Here is a 22,288-nt window from a genome sequence, read left to right on the forward strand (position 1 = left end):
ACAAGGACGGCACCATGATGCTGCTCGGCGACGCCAAGAAGATGACCGAGGAAATCGTCAAGGCCATGGATCACTGAGATTGATACGCCCGGCAAGGCGATGAAGCGGGAAGGGCTCCAGCCACTCCAAGCCTGCTCATTCCAACGCGGCGCAGTCTGCGGCCCTCGGCTACGATCGTCACGGTCGCATGGGTCATGACGATTTCCCACCAGCTGCTGGCGGGCGTGACGCTTGCCTTGGTCGAGTGGGGTTCCGCAATATTGGCGGCGATATGTGGGTGTAGCGAAAGATTCTCAATCGCTACCTCGTGTGGCACCCGGTTCACCGTCTGGTGGGAGTAGAAGGGCACGGGCTCTTGACACCCATACCGCACAGCCTTCTGGTCTGGCGCAGCTTTCCGGGGAACCGCCGGGTCCGGAATCGTACGTCAGGCAGACCGCTCTGCGGACTAAACCGACAGACGGATTCGGCATGCGCAAGCCGGCGTCCATTGTGCTCAAGGGTCAAGTGCGACAGGTACGTTCAATGAACCCACAGCTTACAGACTTACACTCGCTCTTGTCGTCCATGGCCGGTGCCGGACTGGCGAGCCGCGAGGCTACGCGGGGCCTTTTCGGTGAGAGCACGGCCTCGCGAGCCTCCGACCTGCACCGCCTGATCGAAGCGCAGATCGTCGACGCCGATGCCCTCGCAGGCTTCCTGTCGTCCTATTATGGCGTGCGGCTTCTCGACCGGCACCAACTCGCCGACTACAGGCCCGTCGCGCAGAATCTCTCAAACCGATTTCTTGTGGAGAACTGGATCGCGCCGCTCACGGCGCCTGACGGGAGCGCCGTCATAGGGGTTCTCCACCCTGGAGACGCAGACCCGATAGAGGCGCTGCGATCCGTTCTCGACGGTGACGTCGAGGTCTGCGTGGTTCCCGCACCCGACCTGGAATCCTGCTTGGAACGTCTTTCCGGCACCCAGGACGTTGCCCAGGCCACCGGCGAAGGAGCAACCTCCGAAGCGGCTATCGCAAGCCTGCGGGATCTCGCGAGCGGCGCGCCGGTTGTGGTTGTCGTCGACGACATCTTCCGGCGCGCGCTCGACCTGAGGGCAACCGACATCCACCTCGAACCGATGCGCGGACGGCTCGTGATGCGTTTCCGTATCGACGGCGTCTTGCGGATCATGCCTCCGCCGCCGCACGAAATGGGCGATGCGATCGTGTCGCGAATCAAGGTTCTCGCCGGCCTCGACATCACCGAGCGCCGCAAGCCTCAGGATGGTGCGATGCGCCTTCCCATCGGCGACCGCGAAGTCGAACTGCGCGTTGCCACCCTCTCCTCCATCCATGGCGAGACCGTCGTCATGCGCATCCTGCACCGCGACAGCGTCCTGCTCGATTTCGCGGGCGTGGGCCTGGATGACCAGGAACGGCAGACGCTGAACCGGCTCCTTGAGCACACCCACGGAATGATCGCCGTCGCCGGCCCGACCGGCAGCGGCAAGACGACGACGCTCGCCGCCGCGCTCTCGAAGCTAAACGATCCGGGCCGCAAGATCGTGACCATCGAGGATCCCGTCGAGTACCAGATCCCCGGCATCGTGCAGTCGCAGATCAACTCGGCGATCGGCATCACCTTCTCATCCGCGATCCGGACGTTCGTGCGACAGGACCCCGACGTGATCCTGGTCGGCGAGATACGCGACGGCGAGACGGCACGGGCCGCCGTCCAGGCAGCGCTCACCGGACACCTCGTTCTCACCACGGTCCACGCGAACACCGCGGCGGCGGCCTTCACCCGTATGCGCGACCTGGGTGTCGAGACCTATCTGCTGGTCGGCGCCGTACGCGGCATCATCTCCCAGCGCCTGTTGCGGCGGCTCTGCGATCACTGCAAGCAGGAAGGAATTCTTCCGGCCGAGACTTTCTCCTCCGACTCGCGTTACCAGGCCGTCGGGTTCTCCCAGGGCCAGAAAGTGTTCAGCGCAGTGGGCTGCGGCCGTTGCAACGGCACCGGGTATCGAGGCCGCATCGCCGTGTTCGAGATCCTGGTCCTCGAGGAGGCTATCATCGAGCTCGCTTCACAAGGAGCAGACCACTCCAGGATCGAAGCGCTCGCGCTGGAGCGGGGCATGAGCACGATGGCGCATGACGGTGCCAGGAAGGCAGGGCAAGGTCTCACCTCGCCGGCGGAGGTGCTCAGGGTCACCGGGTTTCGCTGAGCGCATCCATCCACGTCCGTGCCTGCCTCTGACCCGCGGACTGGCGGTTGGCATCGCCTCCGCAGGACTGGCCACTATTGCCCGCCACCTTCGCCTTGATAGGGCTCGATGCTTTCGCTCTCCAGGACGTAGCCCGAAGCAACTTCGCTTGAACCGTCCACAAAGGAGAGGTCTTTCCTTTCGGACTGCACGCGCATCGTGCCGGTTATCATCACGCCCTCGAACAGGGCCGCAGGCGCGTACGGAGCGGTGGATTTCAAGTAGATCACCTGGTTCGGCGGCGGTGGCGGCTCATGGATGCACGCACCGAAATAGGGGACCAGCAGGAACTCCGTCGTACCGTCCGGGTTAAAATCCAGGGGCAGCAGATAGCCGGCGATGGCTACCTGCGCCCCGTCCAACTTCTTCTCGGTGAGGGTTCCACGCCTCTCGATCTCCGTAGCCCAGGCGACGTATCGTTCGTAAAGCGCATCAAGATCGACGCCTTGCTTTGCAAGTTTCTCCCTGTCGGCGTCGACCCTTTTTTTGGCTTCGTCGTGCTGAAGGGCAAACTCTTCGCTCAACTCGCCCGACGGGTGACCTTTCCAGTATAGGACATTTCTCAGGGCCTCCTGCTGCTCAAAAGGAAGTTCGTCCGGGAAATTTGCCAGCGGTTCTGTCGGCGGGATCAGCATCTCCCATTTCAGCTGGGTTGCGGCCTCGCTGAATGCCGCGCCGCAGCCCGCGCCCAAAACGGCCAGGATGAGAGCGATGCAGCGCAACATCGACCTCGCGTTGCCGAGGAATCCGGAAGTCTTCATGTTCTCACCATCATGCCATCTGCGAGTGACATCCTGTAGGCGCGACAGGCCGGCAGGAACCCGGCGGCCATCCCGCCGATCAATATTGCCAATAACAACAGGGCATCGGTTGCGGATGGGGGCTGAATGCCGATGTCGATGCCGAACTGTCTGTCAACAAGCGGGCGGGCCACCACCAGGACCGCATAAAGTGCCGCCGTTCCTATTGCGATTCCCGCTACTGTCAGCAGTGTCGCCTCTCCGACAAGAAGTCCTGCAACCGTGCCGGGCTTTGCCCCCAGCGAGCGCAATATCGCGATCTCACGCCGTCGCTCGTTGAGCGTCGACAGGATCATTGCCGACAAGCCGAGCATCGAGGTCACCACGACCATCGCGGAGACGCCAAGCAATGCGGTCTCGGCGGTGGCGACCAGTCCCCACATCTCCTGCAAGGCGACCCCCGGCAGCACAGCCGAAAGAGGCTCGGCCCTGTACTCGTTCACGCCGCGCTGGAACCCGATGACTTGCAGGCGCGACTTCAAGCCGATGATCGCGGCGGTTACCGCCTTCGGAGCAATGGTCATCTGCCGCAGACGGTCGGCCGGTGTAACTTGTCCCGGGATCCGTGAACCGGACCGCCAGTCGACATGAATGGCCTCGATAGCCTTGAGACTGACATGGAGGGATTTGTCCACCGGCGTGCCGGTACGTGCCAGTATGCCGGACACGCGAAACGGGAGGTCGTCATGCTGCGGCCCAAGGGAGCCCGCACCGTGCGCGACAGTGATCTTGTCGCCGATGGAATAGCCAAGCCGGCTCGCAACATCCGAGCCGAGGACGACATCGAACAGGTCGTCAAAGGGTGCGCCTGCGGCAAACGTCAAGGCCTGGCCGCCGCGATATTGGAAGTGCTCGAAGTAATCCGGAGTCGTCCCGATGACGCGAAAGCCGCGATGGCTGTCGCCAAGTGAAAGCGGAATTGCCCAGGCTACCTGCGGGCGCGAAACGATGTCTTCGTAGCTGCGCCAGGTGACATTGTTGGTCGCGTTGCCAATGCGGAACACCGAGTAGAGAAGGAGCTGCATGGCACCCGATCGGGCGCCAATGACCAGATCCGCACCAGACACGGTCCCGGCAAAGCTGTCTCGCGCGCCACTGCGCACCTTCTCGACACCGAGCAGAAGCATGACGCTGACGGAGATCGAAAGGATCGTCAGCAACACCGTGATCCAGCGGTTGCGCAGCGATTGCAGAGTGAGACGTGCGACAATCATGCCCGGGCTCGGCTTTTCGACGTTGTAAGGATGTCGTTGAGCTGGATCGCCCGCGTGAAATGCTGCGCCAAGCGGCGGTCGTGACTGACCATGATCAGAGTTGCCTTTGTGGCCTCGATCTGGCCGAACAGCAGGTCGAGAAAATCCTGCTGCCGATCGTCGTCGAGAGCCGATGTAGGCTCGTCGGCGACAACAATATCGGGGGAGCCGATGAGCGCCCGCGCCGTCGCGACGCGTTGCTGCTGACCGACGCTCAGGGTGGCCGCCGTCTGCTGCCCGATATCCGCCGGAAGTCCCAGGGCCGACAAGAGGCGCCGGGCTTCGCTCTCCGCGCCTCCCGCGGCCGTTGCGCGGGCGCGACGTTCCGGCGCGAAGCTGAGCGGTAACAGCACATTGTCGATGACGGCGCCGTAGGGAAGAAGATTGAACATCTGAAAGATGATGCCAAAATGTTCCGCCCGAAACCGATCGCGCCCGCTGCCGCTCAATTCGTCAAGCCGTTGCCCGAGGACTTCCAAGCGCCCAGCTTGCGCCAACGCGATGCCTGTCAGCAAGCTGAGGAGCGTCGATTTTCCGCTACCGGATGCGCCAAGCAGCAGAAGACGCTCACCGCGGGAAACTTCGAACTCGCCGATTGAGAGGCAAAACGGGTCTCGCGCGTTCCACCTGTATTCGACGCCGTGCAAGCGCACGGCGTCCGTCGCGGCGTCCGCGTTCATCTCATCTCTCCAGATAGCGCGCCTCGCGGGACACCTCGAAAGCGGTCTGTCCATTGGCATCGACGACCGTCACGCCGAGTTTCCAGGATCCGGCGAAGCGATCGAAGAAGGGGAAGTCGAGCCACGCGGCCTGGGCAGTATCCGCGCAGGCGAGAGCATAAGTTGCTCGGAACTCGGTGTGATGGGTCCCGTGCTCTTCAGAACCCGCGGCCTCACCAGCCTCCGCGGTAGCAGGGTGGTCCTCATGTTCTTCCGCGACGACTTTGACGTCGGCGGAGGTGACGGTGCACCCTGCGGAGTCGGGCATCGCGAAGAGCTTCAAGGGTTCCTTAAGGTCGGCGAGCGCGGTCTCGACGGCGCTCTTCTGCTCCGCGGTTTCAGCTTCGTGCTCAAACCCGACAATATCCATGCCAGGGGCAGCGAGCTCCATCTCAACATTGTTGGCCTCGAAAGCGATCGCCAATGTCCCGTGTCCATGAACATGTGGTCCAAGCTCTCGACGATCTTCTTCTGCGTGCGCCGTCGAAATAACAATAAACATGCCAGCGGCAAACAACGTCCCGGTGTGGTGATGCAATCCCATCTCTGTCTCTCCAGATCGATATGGTCACTAGCCGCCATAACAAGTGTCGGCGCGTTGCGCGACCGCGAGAAGCGGCAGTTCAGCCATCCATTCAAGCTCGCGAAGGGCCGCGGATGTCGTAGTGTGAAGAGAGTTCTCTGGTGTCCGGGCGCGCCGCAGTCGCGACCCAGTCGATCGCGTAGAAGGTGAGCTCGGAAAGGACATGAACTGCCGCAGGCGCCGGCAGTGCGGCTCCCATGGAGCCGATGATGCATATGTCACAACGGCCCTGGGACTTGTCGTCGTGGTGCCCCGACGCGGGCCCTTCTCCGGATCCTGCGAGCGACCGCTCGAAGCTGGATAAGAGCAAGCCGTTTCTATGCGTCGGGCCATCGATGTGTCCGAAAGCAAATGCGATATGGAAGAGCATGCCAAGCAATGTCACCCAGGCTATCGCCTGAGATCGTCGCAGCCATTCCGGCACAGTGAGTTCGCTTGGTGTCATCCTGGAGGATGTCCTGGTTCAAGACATGTGAGGAGGCCTGCGGGGCGCGCCGCTGAAGGTCTTGAGATACTCGGCTTAGTTGATTCGTCGAGAGCGTCGTGTGCCCTGTGACGGTTGTAGCGGTGGGCGAAGGCATTGACGAAGGGCTGCCGCTTGTCGATCTGGTGCGGCAAGTCTCGCGGCAGGATCGAAGCGGCGATTTCGAGGTGTGCGTCTGGCTTTTTCTCTCGCTTCTTGCCAATGGCTGCTGGCACGTTGGCCTCCCAATCCGCGAGCATGTCTTCGAGGCATGCTTCAACGAGCTTGTTGTGGGCCCCTTCGGGCCTGCCTGCCGGGTTCCGGACTGACCTGGCTTGAACGGCCCCCAAGGCTGTTTCGGTGCTGTTGGATCAGCCATCTTCCTCAGCGTCGAATGATAGCGATGCCGTTAAAGCGGTACGTCGATGGTGGCGATGGACGCGGTGGCGCGCCCGGCGCTACACCATCCTGGACAATTCGCCACTGATCTGTTTCGCCGTTTGACGCACCAGCCTTGCGCAGAGCTCGTGGCGCCGAGCGTCGTGCCGGTACACCGGCATGCTGATGCTGACCGCTCCGATCGGTTCCCCCGAACGATTGAAGATCGGGCTGCCGAGACAGCGGATATCCGGTTCGTTCTCCTCGTCATCGAACGCGAACCCTTGCTCGCGCGTCCGCTTCAACTCATCGAACAGCGCTTCGGGTGTCGTGAACGTCTTGGCGGTATGGCGTCTCAGATCCAGGCTCTTGATGACTTCCAACAGCCGCTGGTCTGGCAGACCAGACAGCCACGCCTTACCCACGGATGTCGAGTGAAGTTCAACCTGGCCGCCAATGCTGGTTTTCATCTGAACCCTGCTGGAGCCCACCAACTTGTCTATGTAGACCATCCGGTTGTTGCTGGGCACCGCAAGGTGAACCGCCTCATCGGTTGCGTCGCGGAGCGAAACCAGAAAATCCCTGGCGATCGTCCGCAAGTCGGAGTCCTCCCAGGTCTTGGCAGCAAGCTGGAGGAGGCGCGGCCCCAAGCGGAACGTTCCACCCTCTCCCGACTGTGTGATGAGTCCCTCCGCCGTGAGCGCCGAAACGAGACGGTAGACCGTCCCCCGGGGAAATGGCGCGCACTTTGTCAGTTGGGCAATGTCCAAGGTTCCAGGGGCATCCGCGATGATCTGCAGCACCGTGATGAACTTCGAGAACGAGGCCGCTCCCTGCACGTGAGTAGAAGCTCTCTCATCGGCTTCGTCCTGGAGCTCACTTAGGCCCATGGCGCATCTCCTTGCAAGCTTGACAACGAAACATGGTGGTACTACACGCTTTTGGACAAGCTGTCCATATTGTAGTCAGCGTCGTAGTTTCGGTTCTAGCCGTGTGATCGAGGAGGATCAACGGCAAACGCACTTGTGGCGAATTTGAATGCATCGGGACGTCCGTATCTTCCGCGAGAGGGTATGGGAATTTCTGTGGGAGAGGAAGCAGATGACCAAAAAAGGATACTGGGTTGCAATGGTCGATATCGCGGACCATGAGGGCTATAAAGAATACATTGCCTTGAACAAGGCAGCATTCGACAAATACGGGGCGTCCTTCGTCGTTCGCGCGGGAACGAGCCAAGTCATGGAGGGCCCTCACGCGAACCGCCTGGCGGTCATCGAGTTCAGGGACTACGAGACCGCTCTCGCCTGCTACAACTCTCCAGAGTATCAGACGGCGATCAAGGCCCGCGAGAAGCATGCCAAGGCACATCTGGCCGTGGTGGAAGGTGTCTGACACCGGAAGCTCGCCCGGGACCTCCTACTGGTTGGAGGGATCGTTGGCTTTACCCCTGCGCTGTTCGACCGGATGAGCAGGACAGGCCTTCATCACGCGATTGGGTGTTTCTACCCCATCAGCATGCTGGAGGCTCCCTGCTCACGGTCTGCGGATTCTCGTCAGAGTGCCGCAAGGATCGATGCATGCGCGCACAACCTTTTGGGAGCAGTCATGACCACGCCGTTACAGTGGCTTTTCAAGGCTTTTGACGTCTTCGTCGTCGTCGGCATGGCCGTCATCAGCATCCTAATCTTTACAAATGTCGTGCTACGCTACGGCTTCAGCTCAGGCATTCCGTTTGCCGTTGAAGTCTCCCGTGTGGTCCTCGTCTGGATCATCTTTATGGGATCCGTGGTGGCCCTAGCCAAGGGCGCGCATCTCGGCGTCGACTCATTGGTGGTCCGGTTGCCTCGCAGGGCGCGCTTCGTCTGCTTTCTTGTTTCGTATGGCTTGATGCTTTGGTGCTGCTGGCTCCTGGCACAAGGCAGCTGGTCACTCACCGTGATCGAATGGGGCAACGTCCAAGCACTGTCGGGAATTCCCGTCGGGGCCATCTACGCCGCGGGTATTACCGCTGCCATCATGATGGCTCTGATCCTCCTTCTTGATCTGTGGCGCTCGCTGCGCGGCATCCTGCCCGCCCCGTGGTCGGGAGCAGAGATCGATGTGCCGCCACCGGCCGTGTCCCCCGCGCTAGTTTCGGAGAAAACACCGTGAGCGGCTTGGTCTTCATAGGTTCACTCCTCGGTGCAATGGGCATCGGGATTCCAATCGCCTTCGCCCTGATGCTGTCGGGCGTCGCGATGATGATGCTGATGGGAAATCTGGATGCACAGATTCTGGCGCAGAGGCTGGTCAATGGCGCTGACAGCTATCCGCTGATGGCGATCCCGTTCTTTCTCATTGCCGGCGAGCTCATGAACGCCGGCGGCCTCTCCCGCCGCATCGTGAACGTGGCCCTGGCGCTCTTCGGTCACATACGTGGCGGCCTCGGTTACGTGGTCATCGGCACGGGCTTGCTGATGGCCAGCCTCTCCGGATCGGCAATCGCGGATACGGCGACGCTTGCCGTCATGCTGATCCCTCTTATGCGCGATGCGGGCTACAGCATGAGTCGCGCCTCGGGCTTGATGGCGGCGACGGGCATCATTGCCCCCGTGATCCCGCCCTCTGTCGGATTCATCATCCTGGGCGTCACCGCAAACATTTCCATCGTCGGCTTATTCCTCGCCGGAATCGTGCCAGGGATCCTGATGGGGCTGAGCCTAGTGGTGACTTGGTGGATCGTCTCCAGAAAGGAAACGTCGGCGGTCCAGCCCAAACTCCCGCGCAGGGACATCCCGAAAGCCATTCTGACCGCCGGTTGGGCGTTGATGCTGCCGGTGATTATCCTGGTCGGACTGCGGTTCGGCATCTTCACCCCCACGGAGGCCGGCGTCGTTGCAGCCTTCTATGCACTGTTCGTGGGGCTGGTTGTTTATCGGGAGCTGACGCCGCGGCTGCTCTTTGACGCGCTGCTCGACGCCGGTCGAATGACGGCAGTAATCATGCTGCTGGTGGCAGCCTCCGTGGTCACCGGCTTCATGATGACGATCGCCAGTCTGCCCGCCCAGCTCGTTACTCTCCTCAGTCCTTTCATCGATATGCCGATCCTGCTGATGGCCATGATCGTTCTGGCGATCTTTGTCATCGGCATGGTGCTCGATTTCGCACCTTCGATCACCATACTGGTACCCATCCTCATGCCGCTCGTAACGGCGGCCGGGATCGACCCGATCTATTTTGGGGTCATGTTCATCATGACCGCCGCGGTCGGCATGATTACGCCCCCTGTCGGAACTGTCCTCAACACGGTGTGCGGAATCAGCAAAGTTTCAATGGGGTCGGCCCTGAGAGGTGTGTGGCCTTTCCTTCTGGCCGAGATGGTCCTCATCGTGCTGCTGGTTCTGTTCCCGGCATTGGTGACCGTGCCAGCGGGCTGGTTCCATTGAGAATCCCAACCGTGGAGGAGTTAGGCTGAACATTCGACGATGGCTTTGCCGCCCATGCGAGCAGGGCCTCAACGACGACGTCGGCGGGGCCCTGACGCGGGAGGAGTTGCAGCCGCTGGCGCAGGTCCATGTCGAATCGCGGCATAAGTTCGAGTTCTTCACCTACCTCGGGCTGACCGAGGTCGACGAGGTGTACGGTGTCCAAGCGGGAAGCAGAAAGCGTGCCTTGTGGTTTTCAAGCGTCATAGAACGGTACTTTCCCGAGGCGCCGGGCGTAGGCTTGGGTTGGGTGTGTAGGTGAGCGTAGGTCGGCAAGGCAGTGCCCCAAATGCCTGTTCCGTGTGGGTTCGCAGAGGCGCGGCGGCCTGCCTCTTGGCGGTAGTGGCCGCGTGTACCTCCACTGGTGATTATCTTGGAGACGTTGCCGCGCGGCCGGATGCCCTGGACAAGGTCGCGAACGCAGATTTGAGTGCGCGCAAACCTTCCGGCGGCGGTTTTCTGTCGAGGCTCGGCTTCGGCCGCACGCAGAACAACCGGCAGGGTGAAGTATACTACGGATACCAACAGCAGCTGACTGCCGGCGAGCGCAAGTCGCTCGAGCGGCTGAGCGGCGAAAAGTTCGAGGTCAACCTCGAGGAGGCCGAGATCAAAGTCGCGGCCCGCACGGTGCTGGGCGAGGTGCTGGGGATCAGCTACTCGCTCGACCCCAGAATCGCGGGCAAGGTATCGATCACGACGTCGAAGCCTACGCCGGCCGCGGAAATCCTCACCATGTTCGAGTCCGCGCTGCACAGCAGCGGCGTGGCCATGATGCGCGAAAGCGACCGTCTGCGGCTGATACCTGCGAACGAAGCGTTCGGAGCCGCCCAACTCGATCCGGGCACCACCATCCAGCCTGGCTACGCCGTCACGGTGTTTCCCCTGAAAAACGTTTCCGCCAGCACGATCCTGCCGCTGCTCGAAAACTTCGTCGCCCGTCCCGGGATGGTGCGCGAGGATCCCAGCCGCAACGCGCTGATCTTCCAGGGGACGGCGGCGGAGCGGACTGCGGCGATCGAAGCAGCGCGCTCTTTCGACCAGGACTGGCTGGCCGACCAGTCAGTCGGCATTTTCCCTGTCAACAATTCCAGCGCGGCCACCATGATGCCCGAGCTGACCCGCGTGCTCGACATCGGGGAGGGCGGTCGCGGACGCAACACGATCAGGGTCGAGCCGATCGAGCGCAGCAATGCGATTCTGGTGGTGGCGAAGACGCGCAACCAGTTGCAGCGCGCGGCGAGCTGGATCGAGCGGCTCGACCGGATCGACGCGTCTGCCTCCAATTTGCGGGTGTACAAGGTCCAGCACCTGGAGCCACGGCGCCTTGCATCGATGGTCAACGAAATATTCAACGGCGCCCCGGCATCGTCGGCTTCAGAAGACCCGGCCTCGCAGTTTCCGCCCGGCTCGCAGGCTGACGGCCAGAATCAGGGCGCAAACGGTTCGCAGGCGGCCACTGCGACGCCGGATCAGCGCATGGCGGATAGCCTGCCGGCCCCCGCTGGCGAAACCGACCAGCCTATCCCGGGCGGTGGTGGGTCGCAAAGCGGCGTGCGCATCGCCGCGAACCCCGAAAACAACACCATTCTCATCTACGGGCGGCCCGACCAGCAACGGCTGATCGAACAGGCGATCACCGCACTCGACCGGCCGCAAGAGCAGGTCGCTATCGAAGCGACGATAGCCGAGGTCACCCTGACCAACGAGCTGCGCTATGGCGTGCAGTTCTTCCTGAAATCCAATGATATCGGCGTGGGCGGCAACCACGGATCGGTCGGTCTGTTCCAGGAAGCCAGCAAGGCCGTGCTGTCGCGAACGCTTCCGGGCTTCAACCTGCTGCTTGGCCCCGACACCGAGCCGCGCGTTGTCATCGATGCGCTGCGCGGCGTTACCGAGGTCAAGGTGCTTTCCTCGCCCTCGGTAGTGGTGCTCGACAACAAACCCGCCTTGCTGCAGGTCGGTGATGAAATACCGATCGTCACCCGCACCGCGCAGTCCGTCACCGATCCCGAAGCGCCGGTCGTCAACAACGTCGAGTTCCGCGATACCGGCGTGATCCTGAAGGTTCTGCCCCGGATCACCGGGAACGGCACGATCAGCCTCGTCATCGAACAGGAGATCAGCTCGGTCCAGCGCAGCCAGGCCCAGTCCCTGACGCCGACCATATCGCAACGAAAGGTCAGCTCGACCGTATCGGTCACCAGCGGCCAGACCGTGATGCTCGGCGGACTGATCAGCGAACGCCAGCAGCGCGGCCGCGACGGTGTGCCGGTGCTTGGCGATCTGCCCGTCATCGGCGACGCCTTCCGGAGCAACCAGAACTCCGCGACGCGGACGGAGCTGATCATCCTGATCCGGCCTCAGGTCATGAAGGACGGCATGGATGCGCAACATGTGGCGGAGGAGATGCGGTCGCAATTGCGGCTGATGAACGAGCCATCCAGAAACGTGCCGCTTCGGCGGCCGGCCAAGACGATGATCGAATGAAGATTCTGAGGGCGCGGCGTCGGTCTACCGCCGCCGTCGCAGTCGCGCTCGCCGCCGCTACCGTGCCGGCTGTCATCGGAAGCCCCGCATTCGTCGTCGCTTCGGCGCTTGCGCTATGCCTTCTGGCCGCGGCAATCGCGGTCCATGATCTTGCGTCTTTGCTCATTCCTGACCGCTACACGGCCGGCATCTTGGTCGTCGCGCTCGCCGACTGGTGGTTCGAGGCGAGCGATTTCGCCGCGCTGGCCTGGCGCATCGGGCCGGGGGGCGTCCTGATGCTCCTGCTGTGTCTGTTCGACGTCGCGTATGGGAGGCTGCGCGGCCGCGACGGCATAGGCTTCGGCGACATCAAGCTGATCGGTGTATCCACCGTCTTGGCCGGGCTGGCCGGCGTCGGCGCCCAGATCCTGCTTGCTTCGGTCGCGGCTTTCATCTTCAGCATCATCCGCGCGGTTCGCTTGCGCCGCCCGCTCCGTGCCGCGGCGCGCGTTCCGTTCGGAACGTTCCTCGCGCCGGCACTGGTCATCATCTGGGCGTGGCTGCCCGCCGCATGGTGATCACATTGCTTGAGCCGGGGAGCGAAGTCTTGATTTCGACGCGATCGTGGCGTCACCTTTCGTGGCGAAGCATGGGGCCGAAATGGGTCTTGCGGCAGTGGGCATGAACTCGGCAACGACCCGGCGAGGTGCAATCCTCGTCAGCGTCCTGTGGATCATGATTTTTCTGGGATTCCTTGCCGTCATACTTCGCGTGCAGATGACCGGGGTCGTGGCCAGTGTGCGCGTCACGGAAGACAAGGCGTCGGCGCGCATTCTGGCGGAAGCCGGGCTGTCGCAGGCCGCGGCCGAGATCCGCGCCGGCCCGCCCGACAGTGTGGGCAAGCTGAGCGATCAGATTTCGTCCACGATCACCCTGCCGGCCGGGGTCGCTTCCATCTCTGCGAGAAATGAAGCATTGCGGATCGATCTCAACACCGCCGAGCGGCCGCTGATCGTTGGCGCGTTGCGAGCCGCCGGCGCCGCTCCCGGAACCGCGGAGGATCTGGCGACAAAGATCATCGGCCACCGCGCCCGGCCGACTCCGGCGAACGGACAGCCGGCCGGTTCCGCTCCGCAGCAGGCTGGAAACGACACAAAGCTGTTTCAGACGGTCTCCGAATTGGCCGCCTTCCCGGGAATAACGCCCGACATGGCCATCGCCATCGAACCCTATGTCACCGTCTCCTCCGGATTGGCCGGCGTTCGCCTGGAAGCGCTCGATGATGGACTGCTGGGCGATATTCCTGGCCTGCCGCCGTCGGTGCGAAAGGCGATCAAGGATTTCCACGCCGGCCGTCTGTCGCGCGAGCAACTCGATCAGTCGCTGGCGGGGGTGACCTTCAACACACTGAAGCCGGCACCGAGCTGGCGCGTCGATCTCAGGACGACCCTGCGGTCCGGCTACAGCGAATCTTTCGAGGCATTGATACTTGTATCGAACGCGGACGAGGCACCTTACAGAGTGCTTGACTGGCGTCGCGCGGCAATTGAGCTGGAATGAATGCCCGTGGATGGGGCGCGACCGGTCTCAGCAGGAGTGCCAGGCCAGCCTGGCACTCCCAGCGGAATATCCCGACCGCGGAGCATCAGAGCCCCCCGGACACCGTGATCAGGGTGCCTGTCATGAACCCCGCGCCAGGAGACGCAAGCATCAGGGCCGCGCGCGCGATGTCTTCAGGCTCCGCGATGCGCCCCATGGGGGTTGCCGCCGCAATCCTGGCTGGTCGCTCGGGGTTTCCGCCTTGTGTGTGTATCCGCGTGTTGGTGGTCCCGACACGTATGGCATTCACACGGATGCCCTCCGGCGCCAGTTCTTTCCCCGCGCCGATGGAGATGGATTCCACTGCACCCTTGCTTGCGGCATAATGCACATATTCGTTCGGGCTGCCGAGGAAGGCGGCGAGCGAAGACATGTTGATAATCGTCCCGCCTCTGCCGCCCTTGCGGTTGGACATGCGTTTCGCGGCTTCCTGTATACAGTACATGACGGCGAAGACGTTGGTCCTGAAGGTGTTTTCCAGCACCGCGGGCTGCAACTCATCGATTCTGCAGGCTTTCCCAATGATCCCGGCATTATTGACCAGGCAGGTCACTCGCCCCAGTGCATCGTCGCAGGCACTGAACAGGGCCTCGATGTCCTCCCTCTTGCCCACGTCTCCCTGTACCGCGATGGCGCGGGCGCCTGCGGCCTTGCAGTGCTCAACGACTTCGGATGCAGCGGCAGCGTCCGAAAGATAGTTTATGCAAACATCGTAGCCTTCAACGGCGAACAGCCGCGCCGTTGCGGCACCGATGCCGTGGCTTGCGCCCGTTACGATCACGATCGGTCTCACGGAATTACCTCCTCGCTCCTCCTTTGAGGGCATTCGCAGCCTAGAAAACGGTCTCAAGGATCGCGGCGTAGTCTTCCTTGGTCAGCGAACGTGGATTTGTGGGATGGCTGTGGTCTGCAATGGCTCGCTCACACACCCAATCGATGACGTGCCGGGGAACCCCCAGTTCGGACAATCTGGGCGTAATGCCAAGACTACGGTTCAACCCGTCCAGTGCATCTGCGAGCGTTGTATGTTCAAGTCCCGCCAGGCGCTCGAGGTAGTCGACCTTCTGAGCCACGGCTTGAACTTCCACGTTCCACCGAAGGACGGTCGGCATCAGGATGGCGTTGAGCGTCCCATGATGGAGCTTAGCCTCCTTGAGACCGCCCAATGCATGGCTAAGCGCATGGACGGCGCCAAGCCCCTTCTGAAACGTCATGCCCCCTTCGAGGGCACCCATCATGAGTTCGGTCCGCGCCTCCGCGTTCGCGCCGTCTGCGTAGGCGACAGGCAAAGCCTTCCATATCCGTTGGAAGCCGTCGGTGGCAATTGCCTCGGCAGGCGGATTATAGCGGGGGGAAAGGTATGTCTCGATACAATGCGACAGTGCGTCGAGCCCTGTCGAGGCCGTCAGAGCCGGGGGGAGCCCCATCGTCAACCCCGGGTCACAGATCGCCCTGCGCGGGATGAGGTGCGGGCTGATAAATCCGAGCTTCCGGCCGTCATCCAGTGTAATCAGTGCCGCGCGTCCAACTTCGGACCCCGTACCCGCCGTTGTCGGGATGGCCACAAGCGGCGCTACCGCGCCAGTGATGCGTGCCACCCCGCCCAGGATCGCTGCATAACGCTCAAGTTCACCATCGTGCGTGGCAAGCAGCGCCACGCCCTTGGCCAGGTCGATCGGAGAGCCTCCGCCAATCGCCACTACCCCATCGCAGCCGCCTTGCCTGTATAGCGCGAGACCGGCAGCAACTGCGCTCTCAGTCGGGTTGGAGGGAACGTCCAGGAAGATCGGCGCTGTTCTCAGGAACTCGAATACCGGACGCTCAAGCAAACCAGCGGATTTGATGCCGTGATCGCTGATCACCAAAGGGCGGGACACGCCGAGTTCGCCCAAAATTTCTGCCAGTGACTCGGCCGCTCCAAGCCCGAAATTGATATTTGTAAGGTAGTTTATGTTGTTCACGCTGCCACTCTCCTTGACATTCCGCACATGCATCGCTGCAGCCACCGCCTGGCATTCGGCACATTCGTGCAGCCGGTGAATGCGAACGCGCGACCTTTTTGGAATCGCTTCGTCCATAATATGGACAATATGCCCAAGCATTGGGTGGAACTGCACACTTGTCAAGCTCCCCCTTTTGGTTGCGGCGTTCCCGCCGCCTTGACAAAGAGGTCGCGGGCCCCTATCAAAGTTTGGGCAGGTTGACCACATTATGGTCACATCGATGGCGACCTTGGAGGACGTGGTACAGGAACCGCTGACATGCCGATTGCGCTGGAGAAACTGGCCAGCCGCCGCGAACTCGAAGCCAAAATCAAGTCCGCGGCTCACTATCGGCGCATTGCGCAATCCACAGGCCTCCCGTGCGAAAACCCTGATTCACCTGCGGCCATTCGTGCCGGCAGTGACACCCCGAACCGGAGGAAAGCCTTTGTCGAAACCCGCCACCGTGTTGATACCAGGCTGGATGCACGAGCATGCCCGCTGCATGCTCGGAACGCATTTCAGCCTGGTCGAAACCCCTGACTGTGACATTCACGCCCATCTGTCCCCGGAGGTGCGGGCGTCAATTCGTGGCGTGGCCTGTCGCGCCACAATCGATCGGCAGTTCATAGACGCCCTTCCCAACCTTGAGATCATCGCCAGCTACGGCGTCGGCTACGACGCGGTGGATGCTGCCTACGCACGCAGCAAGAACGTCGTCGTCACGAACACCCCTGATGTCCTGAACGAGGAGGTCGCCGATCTCACGTTGGGGCTCCTTATCAGCGTCGTGCGCGAGATACCCAAGGCGGCAGCCTTCGTTCGCGGGGGCCACTGGAAAGCATCGGACTACCCGCTTAGCCGTCTGACACTGCGGAACCGCAGGGTCGGCATCTACGGAATGGGGCGGATCGGTCGCTGCATCGCCCGACGAGTTGAAGCGTTTGGGCTTCCTGTTGCCTATCACAGCCGGCGCCCGGCGGAGGGGGTTGCGTACGACTACTTTCCTTCACTGCTGGAACTTGCCAGTGCCGTCGATGTGCTCATCTCCATCGTGCCGGGCGACCCGTCGACCGCAAACAGCGTGAATGCCGAGGTGCTGTCCGCCCTCGGGCCCGAGGGCGTGTTCATCAATGTAGGCCGCGGAACCGTCGTGGACGAGGATGCACTGATCGGCGCCCTGCGCACGGGAGCCATTGCGGCGGCCGGCCTCGACGTGCTCGCGGATGAACCCAATGTCTCCGAAGACCTGCTGGCGCTCGATAACCTGACGATCCTGCCGCATATCGGGTCCGCGTCGGTCAGTACGCGCACCGCAATGGCGGACCTCGTGGCCCAGAACGTGATCGCCTGGTTCCAGAGTGGAGCGGCGATCACACCCGTACCCTAGACAGCCTCCGATCAGCCGCCGAGGCCTCCTGCACTGTCAGCGGACGTTATGATCCATGCACGTTAACCCAACAGGCAAGCATCCGATCGACAGGCCCTGAAGCGCCGCGGTGAGGCGTTGACAACCCATTAATAGTCTGCCCAATATGCATTGTTGGACATCGAGTCCACATTGTGGATTTTTCTGATCGGTCGATGCTTGGGGTTTCGGTCAGATTCGCGGTGTCACCATCGGTCAAGCAGAAAACGGAGGAGTGACTCTCATGAACCTATGGAAAGGCGGATTGGCCGTGGTGGCCGCGCTGGCGATCGGGGCGGTATCGTCCACCGCGGCGCTCGCACAGACGGTGTTCACCTGGACGCCAAAGCCGGTGGCGCTGGCACCATACAAGGCCCCGAACAAGCCACACACGACGATAGCCGACGTGCGCGCCAAGATTTCTCCCGCCAATCAGTCCAAGACTTGGCACCAGGAGATCGTCAGCGACGCGCACCTGCGGGCTTCATGGGTTCAGTTGGCGGTCGGTGATCAGTCGCCGGCCATGTTCATATCGGATACCCGCGCGGCCTTCATTGTCTGGGAAGGTTCGGTCGAGTTCACGATCGGGAGCGAGGCGCCGTTTACGGCCACCAAAGGCTTTATGGTCCAGGTTCCCGCGCGTACGCAGTTCCAGATGAAGAACGTCGGCGCGGTGCCGTCCTTGCACTTCGAGGTCTTCACCGCGGACGCCAAGATCACTTACCCGCAGGCGGCGGCAACCTTGCCTAAGCCGCAGCCGGGGATGACCTGGGCGTTGACGCGACAGGATCCGGGTGCAGAAGCCCTTGGGACGGGCAATTCTACTTTCAGGGATTTCCTTGCTTCGCCCTCGGGCGGCGCATTCGTAACCGCCCCTGGCTTGTTCGTTAACGCCATCCGCGGCCAGGCGTTCAACTGCAATATGCAGTCCCCCACGGCGCTCGGACACAGGCACATCAACTATGGTGAATTCTGGTTCATCATGGAAGGTCAGATCCAATACAACCTCGAAGGCCTGCCGGGCTTCGTCTCGGAGGCCGGCGACATTGTCTATGTCCCGGCCGGCCGGTGGCACTCGGCGGCGAACTATTGTCCGGGGAGTGACACGCGGATTGCCATCAATCCCTTCCCGACCGGTACGCATAACTGGCCGCCGACTGCCAGCCAGCCCAACCCACCGATGCCCCCGATCTCGGGCAAGGGATGGCTTGATTGATGTTGCCGGTGGCCCGTCCTCATCGTGAGGGCGGGCCGTTGGTCTGACCTGACTTTGGCGCGGGGGAGCATCGGCCGGGGTGTATTCGCGGGGGCGCGTTCATCGTGGCCGTAGAATTGATCACACCGCCCGTCGGAGGCTCGTCGGCGCCGTAGCAGAAGCGGCGTACCGTCCGCTTCAGCAGCCAGGGACGCCATATCGTTAGTCTTGGCCGAATAGGCCATTCTCGTACCGCCGGTCCTGTTCCTTAGTGGTTGCAGTTCCTGCATTCTGGTTCCTTTGAACCAATTCTTGGGAGGTTGAACTATGAAGAAAGTATTGTTTCTGACTGCGGCGCTGCTGGGAGGGATCTTGGCCGCCGCTCCGGCCATGGCTCAGAACCCGCGCCTGGGCTACGTGCCTACGGAAGACCATCCGGTCGGACAGGCTTCGCGCTATTTTGCGAAGCTGGTGGAAGAGAAGACGGGCGGGCGCATCAAGATCGACACGTTCGGAAATGGCGTGCTCGGCAGCGAGCCCGAGATGCAGGCGTCGGTTCAGGCCGGCTTCATCGATATCATGGTTGGCCCCACGCCCAACCTGGTCGGCGTCGTTCCGCAATTCATGATCTACGATCTTCCGTTTTTCTACAAGGACTTCGCCGCGGTCGATGCCGTCATGGACGGCGCGGTCGGCGAGCAGCTGTTTGCACAACTGAAGGAAAAGACCGGCATCGTCGGTCTGGCGTGGTGGGACAACGGCTTCCGCCACATGACCAACAAGGTTCGTCCCGTCAAAACGGTGGACGATATGGCAGGGATCAACATCCGCGTCATACCCAACCCGTTGTTCATTGCGACCTGGACGGCTTTGGGAACCAATCCGACGCCGCTTCCTTGGCCTGAGCTGTACAGCGCGCTCGAAAATGGCGCCGTCGATGCCCAGGAGACGCCGTACGCTCTTATCTACACCGCAAGGTTCTATGAGGTGCAGAAGTATCTGACCAAGACGGGCCATGTCTATACGCCGTTTGTTCTTCTCGCGAGCCAGAAATGGTTTGGCAGCCTCTCCGAGGAGGACAAGGCAGCCGTCATGGAAGCTGCGAAGGAATCGGCAGCCTTCCAACGGGATCTTTCTCGCAAGGAGGCAGGGAAATTGGAGGCGGAGCTCGCGGCGAAGGGCTTCGAGATTTCCCAACCCACGCCTGAAGCGCTCGCAGCCATGACCGAACGCGTTGCGCCTGTCGTGAAAGAGTACAGCGAAAAGATCGGCGTCGATCTGGTCGAGCAGGCGCGCGCCGCTATGGCGGCAGTTGCCAAGCCGTAGAGGTCTTATGACGCCGGAGCCAGGTTCGCCTGCTCCGGCGTCCATTTGCAGAAGCATGGTGCGTCTATTCAGTTTGAAGCCGCAAGCAGTGTGCGCGGCTTAGGACACGTTGCAGACGCCAAGGTTCAACAAATTGACGGTGTCCCCGCGCTCCAATCCGGCTTCCGGCATCCGGGCGCGACCGGCATCGATATCTCTCAAACCTCTAGTTGGGGATAACCAAAATGAAGAAGACCGCACTACTCTCATCCAAACGTTTCGCTTCGACACTTCTGGCCGCGACGGCGATGGCGCTGGTGTCTGCGCCGGCCTGGGCCGACGACAACTTCGCTAACGTCTCGCAGACGGGCGGCGGCAACACCGGCATGGTGGTGCAGGGTCCCGGCGACGAGAACGAAGTCGGCACCGCGACCGACGCGGCCAGCCAGAACGGCTCGGGCAACAGCCTCGACGTCGGGCAGGCCGGCAACCGCAACCAGGTGGGTACCCGCGGCACCGGCCTCGACCAGACCGGCGACGGCAATGTGCTGGTCATCGACCAGCTTTCCGACGGCAACCGCGTCAACCAGATCAACCAGGGCAGCGCAAGCGGCTCGGGGACGCTCAACAGCGCGACCGTCACCCAGCAGACCGCTTCGGGCGAGCCGGTGGATGGGCTCTCCACCGTCACCGGCATCGCACAGACGCATGTCTCGGGTGCTGCCAACACTGTGGCGATCACCCAGACCAGCGAAGGCGCCGGCGGCAACATCATCGGCACCGGCAACGCTGACTCCGTCAGCGGCGGAGTCACGCAGACCGGCGGCGGCAACGACGCCAACCTGAGTCAGACCGGGGCAGGCAACCGCATCGGCGCCTCGGTCCAGGACGGTCAGGGCAATGCGACGGCCATGAGCCAGGACGGCGACGGCAACGCGATCGACGGATCGCAGGTCGGCGATGGCAACACCGCGGACGCGTCGCAGGTCGGCAACTCGAACGGCACGACCGGCTTCGGCACCTTCGTCACCACCTCGTCCTCGGTGACGCAGGGCCTGATCAAGCAGGAAGGCAACGGCAACAGCCTGCTGCTCGACATTCTCGGTGACGGCAACCAGTTCGGCATCGACCAGTCCGGCTCGGGGAACGACGCGGTGGCTCGGGCGACCGGCAACGCCAACGAGTTCGCGGTGGGCCAGACGGGCGACGCGAATATCGGTCGGATCGCGATCGGAGACCGGGACGGCGCCAGCGACGAGAACCTGGTGGTCCTGAACCAGGACACCGGCTCCTCGTTCGGCAATGACGCCGAGATCCTGGTCGACGGAAACGGCAATACGGTGTCGGTCGATCAGCTCGGCGCGATCGGCTACAATGAGGCGGCCGTCGACGTCCAGGGCGACGACAACGACCTGGCTGTCGACCAGAACGGCAGCAATCAGAGCGACGTGTACGTCGTCGGAAACGCCAACGACGCAACGCTGGACCAGGACGGCGCCGTCAACAGCGCGCTGCTCGAGATCATCGGGGACGACAACGAGTTCGACGTTGACCAGTCCGGCGATTACAACGAGGCGACGGCGCGGGCGACCGGCAACGCCAACGACGTCACGATGAGCCAGACGGGAGGCACCAATATCGGCCAGATCCTGGTCGGCGACCGGAACGGCGGCAGCGACGACAATGTCGTGGCTCTGAACCAGGACAGCGGCGCCTCGTTCGGCAATCAAGCCGAGATTCTCGTCGATGGAAACACCAACACGATTTCCGTCGACCAGCTCGGCGTGACCAGTCTCGATTACGGCAACAACGTGCTCGCCGACGTCTTCGGCGACACGAACCACGTCGCGGTCGACCAGGTCGGCAGGAACGAGGGCTTGGTGTCGGTGGTCGGAAACCTCAACACCGCATCGCTCGACCAGACCGGCGACTCCAACAACGGGCAGATCGAGATCCTCGGAGACAGCAACGAGCTGGCGGTGGTCCAGTCCGGCACGTTGAACGATGCGCTGGGCCTGGCGGCCGGCAATGGCAACGAAGCGCTGATCAGCCAGGTTGGCAGCTTCAACACGGCCCTCATCACCTTCCAGGGTGACACGAACGGCGCGAACGGCTTGACTGGCGCTGCGGGAGCTCTGGCCGGCAGCTCTGGCGGCCTCCTCATGGCGGGCAGGGCCCTTCAGGACTCGTCCTCGGCCCTGACGGGGAACAGCCTGACCTATGAGGTCATCGGCAATCTGAACCAGTTCGCCTTTGCTCAGATCGGTGGCGGCAACTCCATCACCGGCCTCGTCGGCAACGCCGGCGCATCCGATGGAAACCAGGTCGCCGTGTTGCAGAACGGGTCGAACAACGTGACGTCGTTCACCCAGAACGGTGGCGGCTCGAACAACCTCTCCGTCTCGCAGTAAGCGCTATCGGCC

Annotated in this window: 19 protein-coding genes; 12 read left to right on the forward strand and 7 right to left on the reverse strand. The window is 62.3% G+C overall.

The genetic code is table 11. The features are described from left to right. Positions 1 to 525 precede the first annotated feature (525 nt). Complete coding sequence (locus FJ949_RS28210; protein ID WP_181165437.1) at positions 526 to 2,211, forward strand: GspE/PulE family protein; 1,686 nt, start codon at positions 526 to 528, stop codon at positions 2,209 to 2,211. A 74-nt stretch (positions 2,212 to 2,285) separates the two neighbouring features. On the opposite strand, the gene FJ949_RS28215 is transcribed toward FJ949_RS28210, so the two are convergent. The 4 genes from FJ949_RS28215 to FJ949_RS28230 are packed head-to-tail and all read right to left on the reverse strand — an operon-like array spanning position 2,286 to position 5,566. Beyond that, the gene (locus FJ949_RS28215; protein ID WP_140500968.1) at positions 2,286 to 3,011 is read right to left on the reverse strand and encodes a DUF3299 domain-containing protein; all 726 of its coding nucleotides are present in this window, start codon (positions 3,009 to 3,011) and stop codon (positions 2,286 to 2,288) included. Further along, positions 3,008 to 4,213: an FtsX-like permease family protein gene (locus FJ949_RS28220; protein WP_224519201.1), complete on the reverse strand. Its 1,206-nt coding sequence runs from the start codon at positions 4,211 to 4,213 to the stop codon at positions 3,008 to 3,010. The genes FJ949_RS28215 and FJ949_RS28220 overlap by 4 nt, the downstream gene beginning before the upstream one ends. A gap of 47 nt (positions 4,214 to 4,260) precedes the next feature. Continuing rightward, positions 4,261 to 4,983 (reverse strand): ATP-binding cassette domain-containing protein, encoded by a 723-nt coding sequence (locus FJ949_RS28225; protein ID WP_140500970.1) that lies wholly within the window; start codon positions 4,981 to 4,983, stop codon positions 4,261 to 4,263. A 1-nt stretch (position 4,984) separates the two neighbouring features. Beyond that, positions 4,985 to 5,566: a DUF2796 domain-containing protein gene (locus FJ949_RS28230; protein WP_140500972.1), complete on the reverse strand. Its 582-nt coding sequence runs from the start codon at positions 5,564 to 5,566 to the stop codon at positions 4,985 to 4,987. 606 nt (positions 5,567 to 6,172) lie between these two features. Here FJ949_RS28230 and FJ949_RS28235 point away from each other — a divergent pair. After that, positions 6,173 to 6,397, forward strand: a complete 225-nt coding sequence (locus FJ949_RS28235) for a hypothetical protein (protein WP_140500975.1) — start codon at positions 6,173 to 6,175, stop codon at positions 6,395 to 6,397. 129 nt (positions 6,398 to 6,526) lie between these two features. Here FJ949_RS28235 and FJ949_RS28240 read toward each other — a convergent pair whose 3' ends face one another. Then, positions 6,527 to 7,336 (reverse strand): IclR family transcriptional regulator, encoded by an 810-nt coding sequence (locus tag FJ949_RS28240; protein WP_140500977.1) that lies wholly within the window; start codon positions 7,334 to 7,336, stop codon positions 6,527 to 6,529. Positions 7,337 to 7,547: 211 nt separating this feature from the next. On the opposite strand from FJ949_RS28240, the gene FJ949_RS28245 reads away from it, so the two are divergent. The 6 genes from FJ949_RS28245 (at position 7,548) to FJ949_RS28270 (ending at position 13,936) form a co-directional block, all read left to right on the forward strand. After that, a complete protein-coding gene (locus tag FJ949_RS28245; RefSeq protein WP_140500979.1) occupies positions 7,548 to 7,838 on the forward strand; it encodes a DUF1330 domain-containing protein in 291 nt (96 codons plus the stop codon). Positions 7,839 to 8,051: 213 nt separating this feature from the next. Further along, positions 8,052 to 8,597 (forward strand): TRAP transporter small permease, encoded by a 546-nt coding sequence (locus FJ949_RS28250; RefSeq protein ID WP_181165438.1) that lies wholly within the window; start codon positions 8,052 to 8,054, stop codon positions 8,595 to 8,597. After that, positions 8,594 to 9,871: a TRAP transporter large permease subunit gene (locus tag FJ949_RS28255; protein WP_140500983.1), complete on the forward strand. Its 1,278-nt coding sequence runs from the start codon at positions 8,594 to 8,596 to the stop codon at positions 9,869 to 9,871. Before FJ949_RS28250 ends, FJ949_RS28255 begins: the two co-directional genes overlap by 4 nt. 381 nt (positions 9,872 to 10,252) lie before the next feature. Then, positions 10,253 to 12,397, forward strand: a complete 2,145-nt coding sequence (gspD, locus tag FJ949_RS28260; protein WP_224519202.1) for a type II secretion system secretin GspD — start codon at positions 10,253 to 10,255, stop codon at positions 12,395 to 12,397. Further along, positions 12,394 to 12,954, forward strand: coding sequence for an A24 family peptidase (locus tag FJ949_RS28265; protein ID WP_140500987.1), 561 nt, complete (start codon positions 12,394 to 12,396; stop codon positions 12,952 to 12,954). Before gspD ends, FJ949_RS28265 begins: the two co-directional genes overlap by 4 nt. 103 nt (positions 12,955 to 13,057) lie before the next feature. After that, positions 13,058 to 13,936 carry a type II secretion system protein GspK gene (locus FJ949_RS28270; RefSeq protein ID WP_181167615.1) on the forward strand — a complete coding sequence of 293 codons (879 nt, stop codon included), beginning with the start codon at positions 13,058 to 13,060 and terminating at the stop codon, positions 13,934 to 13,936. 85 nt (positions 13,937 to 14,021) lie between these two features. Here the strand turns inward: FJ949_RS28270 and FJ949_RS28275 are convergent, their stop codons facing one another. Both FJ949_RS28275 and FJ949_RS28280 read right to left on the reverse strand, forming a co-directional pair. Further along, the gene (locus FJ949_RS28275; RefSeq protein WP_140500991.1) at positions 14,022 to 14,768 is read right to left on the reverse strand and encodes an SDR family oxidoreductase; all 747 of its coding nucleotides are present in this window, start codon (positions 14,766 to 14,768) and stop codon (positions 14,022 to 14,024) included. 40 nt (positions 14,769 to 14,808) lie between these two features. Continuing rightward, positions 14,809 to 15,936, reverse strand: a complete 1,128-nt coding sequence (locus tag FJ949_RS28280) for an iron-containing alcohol dehydrogenase (protein WP_181171818.1) — start codon at positions 15,934 to 15,936, stop codon at positions 14,809 to 14,811. A gap of 526 nt (positions 15,937 to 16,462) precedes the next feature. On the opposite strand from FJ949_RS28280, the gene FJ949_RS28285 reads away from it, so the two are divergent. From FJ949_RS28285 to FJ949_RS28300, 4 genes are all read left to right on the forward strand, one after another. Continuing rightward, a complete protein-coding gene (locus FJ949_RS28285; protein WP_140501106.1) occupies positions 16,463 to 17,347 on the forward strand; it encodes a 2-hydroxyacid dehydrogenase in 885 nt (294 codons plus the stop codon). Positions 17,348 to 17,609: 262 nt separating this feature from the next. After that, the gene (locus tag FJ949_RS28290) at positions 17,610 to 18,581 is read left to right on the forward strand and encodes a cupin domain-containing protein (RefSeq protein WP_140500993.1); all 972 of its coding nucleotides are present in this window, start codon (positions 17,610 to 17,612) and stop codon (positions 18,579 to 18,581) included. Between the two features lie 306 nt (positions 18,582 to 18,887). After that, a complete protein-coding gene (locus FJ949_RS28295; protein ID WP_140500995.1) occupies positions 18,888 to 19,886 on the forward strand; it encodes a TRAP transporter substrate-binding protein in 999 nt (332 codons plus the stop codon). A 224-nt stretch (positions 19,887 to 20,110) separates the two neighbouring features. Then, entirely contained in the window at positions 20,111 to 22,276 is a 2,166-nt protein-coding gene (locus FJ949_RS28300) for a hypothetical protein (RefSeq protein ID WP_140500997.1), read from the forward strand. Positions 22,277 to 22,288: the final 12 nt, after the last annotated feature.

Origin of the sequence: Mesorhizobium sp. B2-4-1 (assembly GCF_006442185.1) — a bacterium.
Taxonomy (GTDB): Bacteria; Pseudomonadota; Alphaproteobacteria; order Rhizobiales; family Rhizobiaceae; genus Mesorhizobium.

Bases quoted from the DNA above. Each gene is read 5' to 3' on its own strand.
- FJ949_RS28210 (WP_181165437.1), top strand. From the start codon at position 526: ATGAACCCACAGCTTACAGACTTACACTCGCTCTTGTCGTCCATGGCC.
- FJ949_RS28295 (WP_140500995.1), top strand. From the start codon at position 18,888: ATGAAGAAAGTATTGTTTCTGACTGCGGCGCTGCTGGGAGGGATCTTG.
- FJ949_RS28240 (WP_140500977.1), bottom strand. From the start codon at position 7,336: ATGGGCCTAAGTGAGCTCCAGGACGAAGCCGATGAGAGAGCTTCTACT.
- FJ949_RS28290 (WP_140500993.1), top strand. From the start codon at position 17,610: ATGAACCTATGGAAAGGCGGATTGGCCGTGGTGGCCGCGCTGGCGATC.
- FJ949_RS28250 (WP_181165438.1), top strand. From the start codon at position 8,052: ATGACCACGCCGTTACAGTGGCTTTTCAAGGCTTTTGACGTCTTCGTC.
- FJ949_RS28225 (WP_140500970.1), bottom strand. From the start codon at position 4,983: ATGAACGCGGACGCCGCGACGGACGCCGTGCGCTTGCACGGCGTCGAA.
- FJ949_RS28245 (WP_140500979.1), top strand. From the start codon at position 7,548: ATGACCAAAAAAGGATACTGGGTTGCAATGGTCGATATCGCGGACCAT.
- FJ949_RS28230 (WP_140500972.1), bottom strand. From the start codon at position 5,566: ATGGGATTGCATCACCACACCGGGACGTTGTTTGCCGCTGGCATGTTT.
- FJ949_RS28300 (WP_140500997.1), top strand. From the start codon at position 20,111: ATGAAGAAGACCGCACTACTCTCATCCAAACGTTTCGCTTCGACACTT.
- FJ949_RS28215 (WP_140500968.1), bottom strand. From the start codon at position 3,011: ATGAAGACTTCCGGATTCCTCGGCAACGCGAGGTCGATGTTGCGCTGC.
- FJ949_RS28265 (WP_140500987.1), top strand. From the start codon at position 12,394: ATGAAGATTCTGAGGGCGCGGCGTCGGTCTACCGCCGCCGTCGCAGTC.
- FJ949_RS28270 (WP_181167615.1), top strand. From the start codon at position 13,058: ATGAACTCGGCAACGACCCGGCGAGGTGCAATCCTCGTCAGCGTCCTG.
- FJ949_RS28285 (WP_140501106.1), top strand. From the start codon at position 16,463: ATGCTCGGAACGCATTTCAGCCTGGTCGAAACCCCTGACTGTGACATT.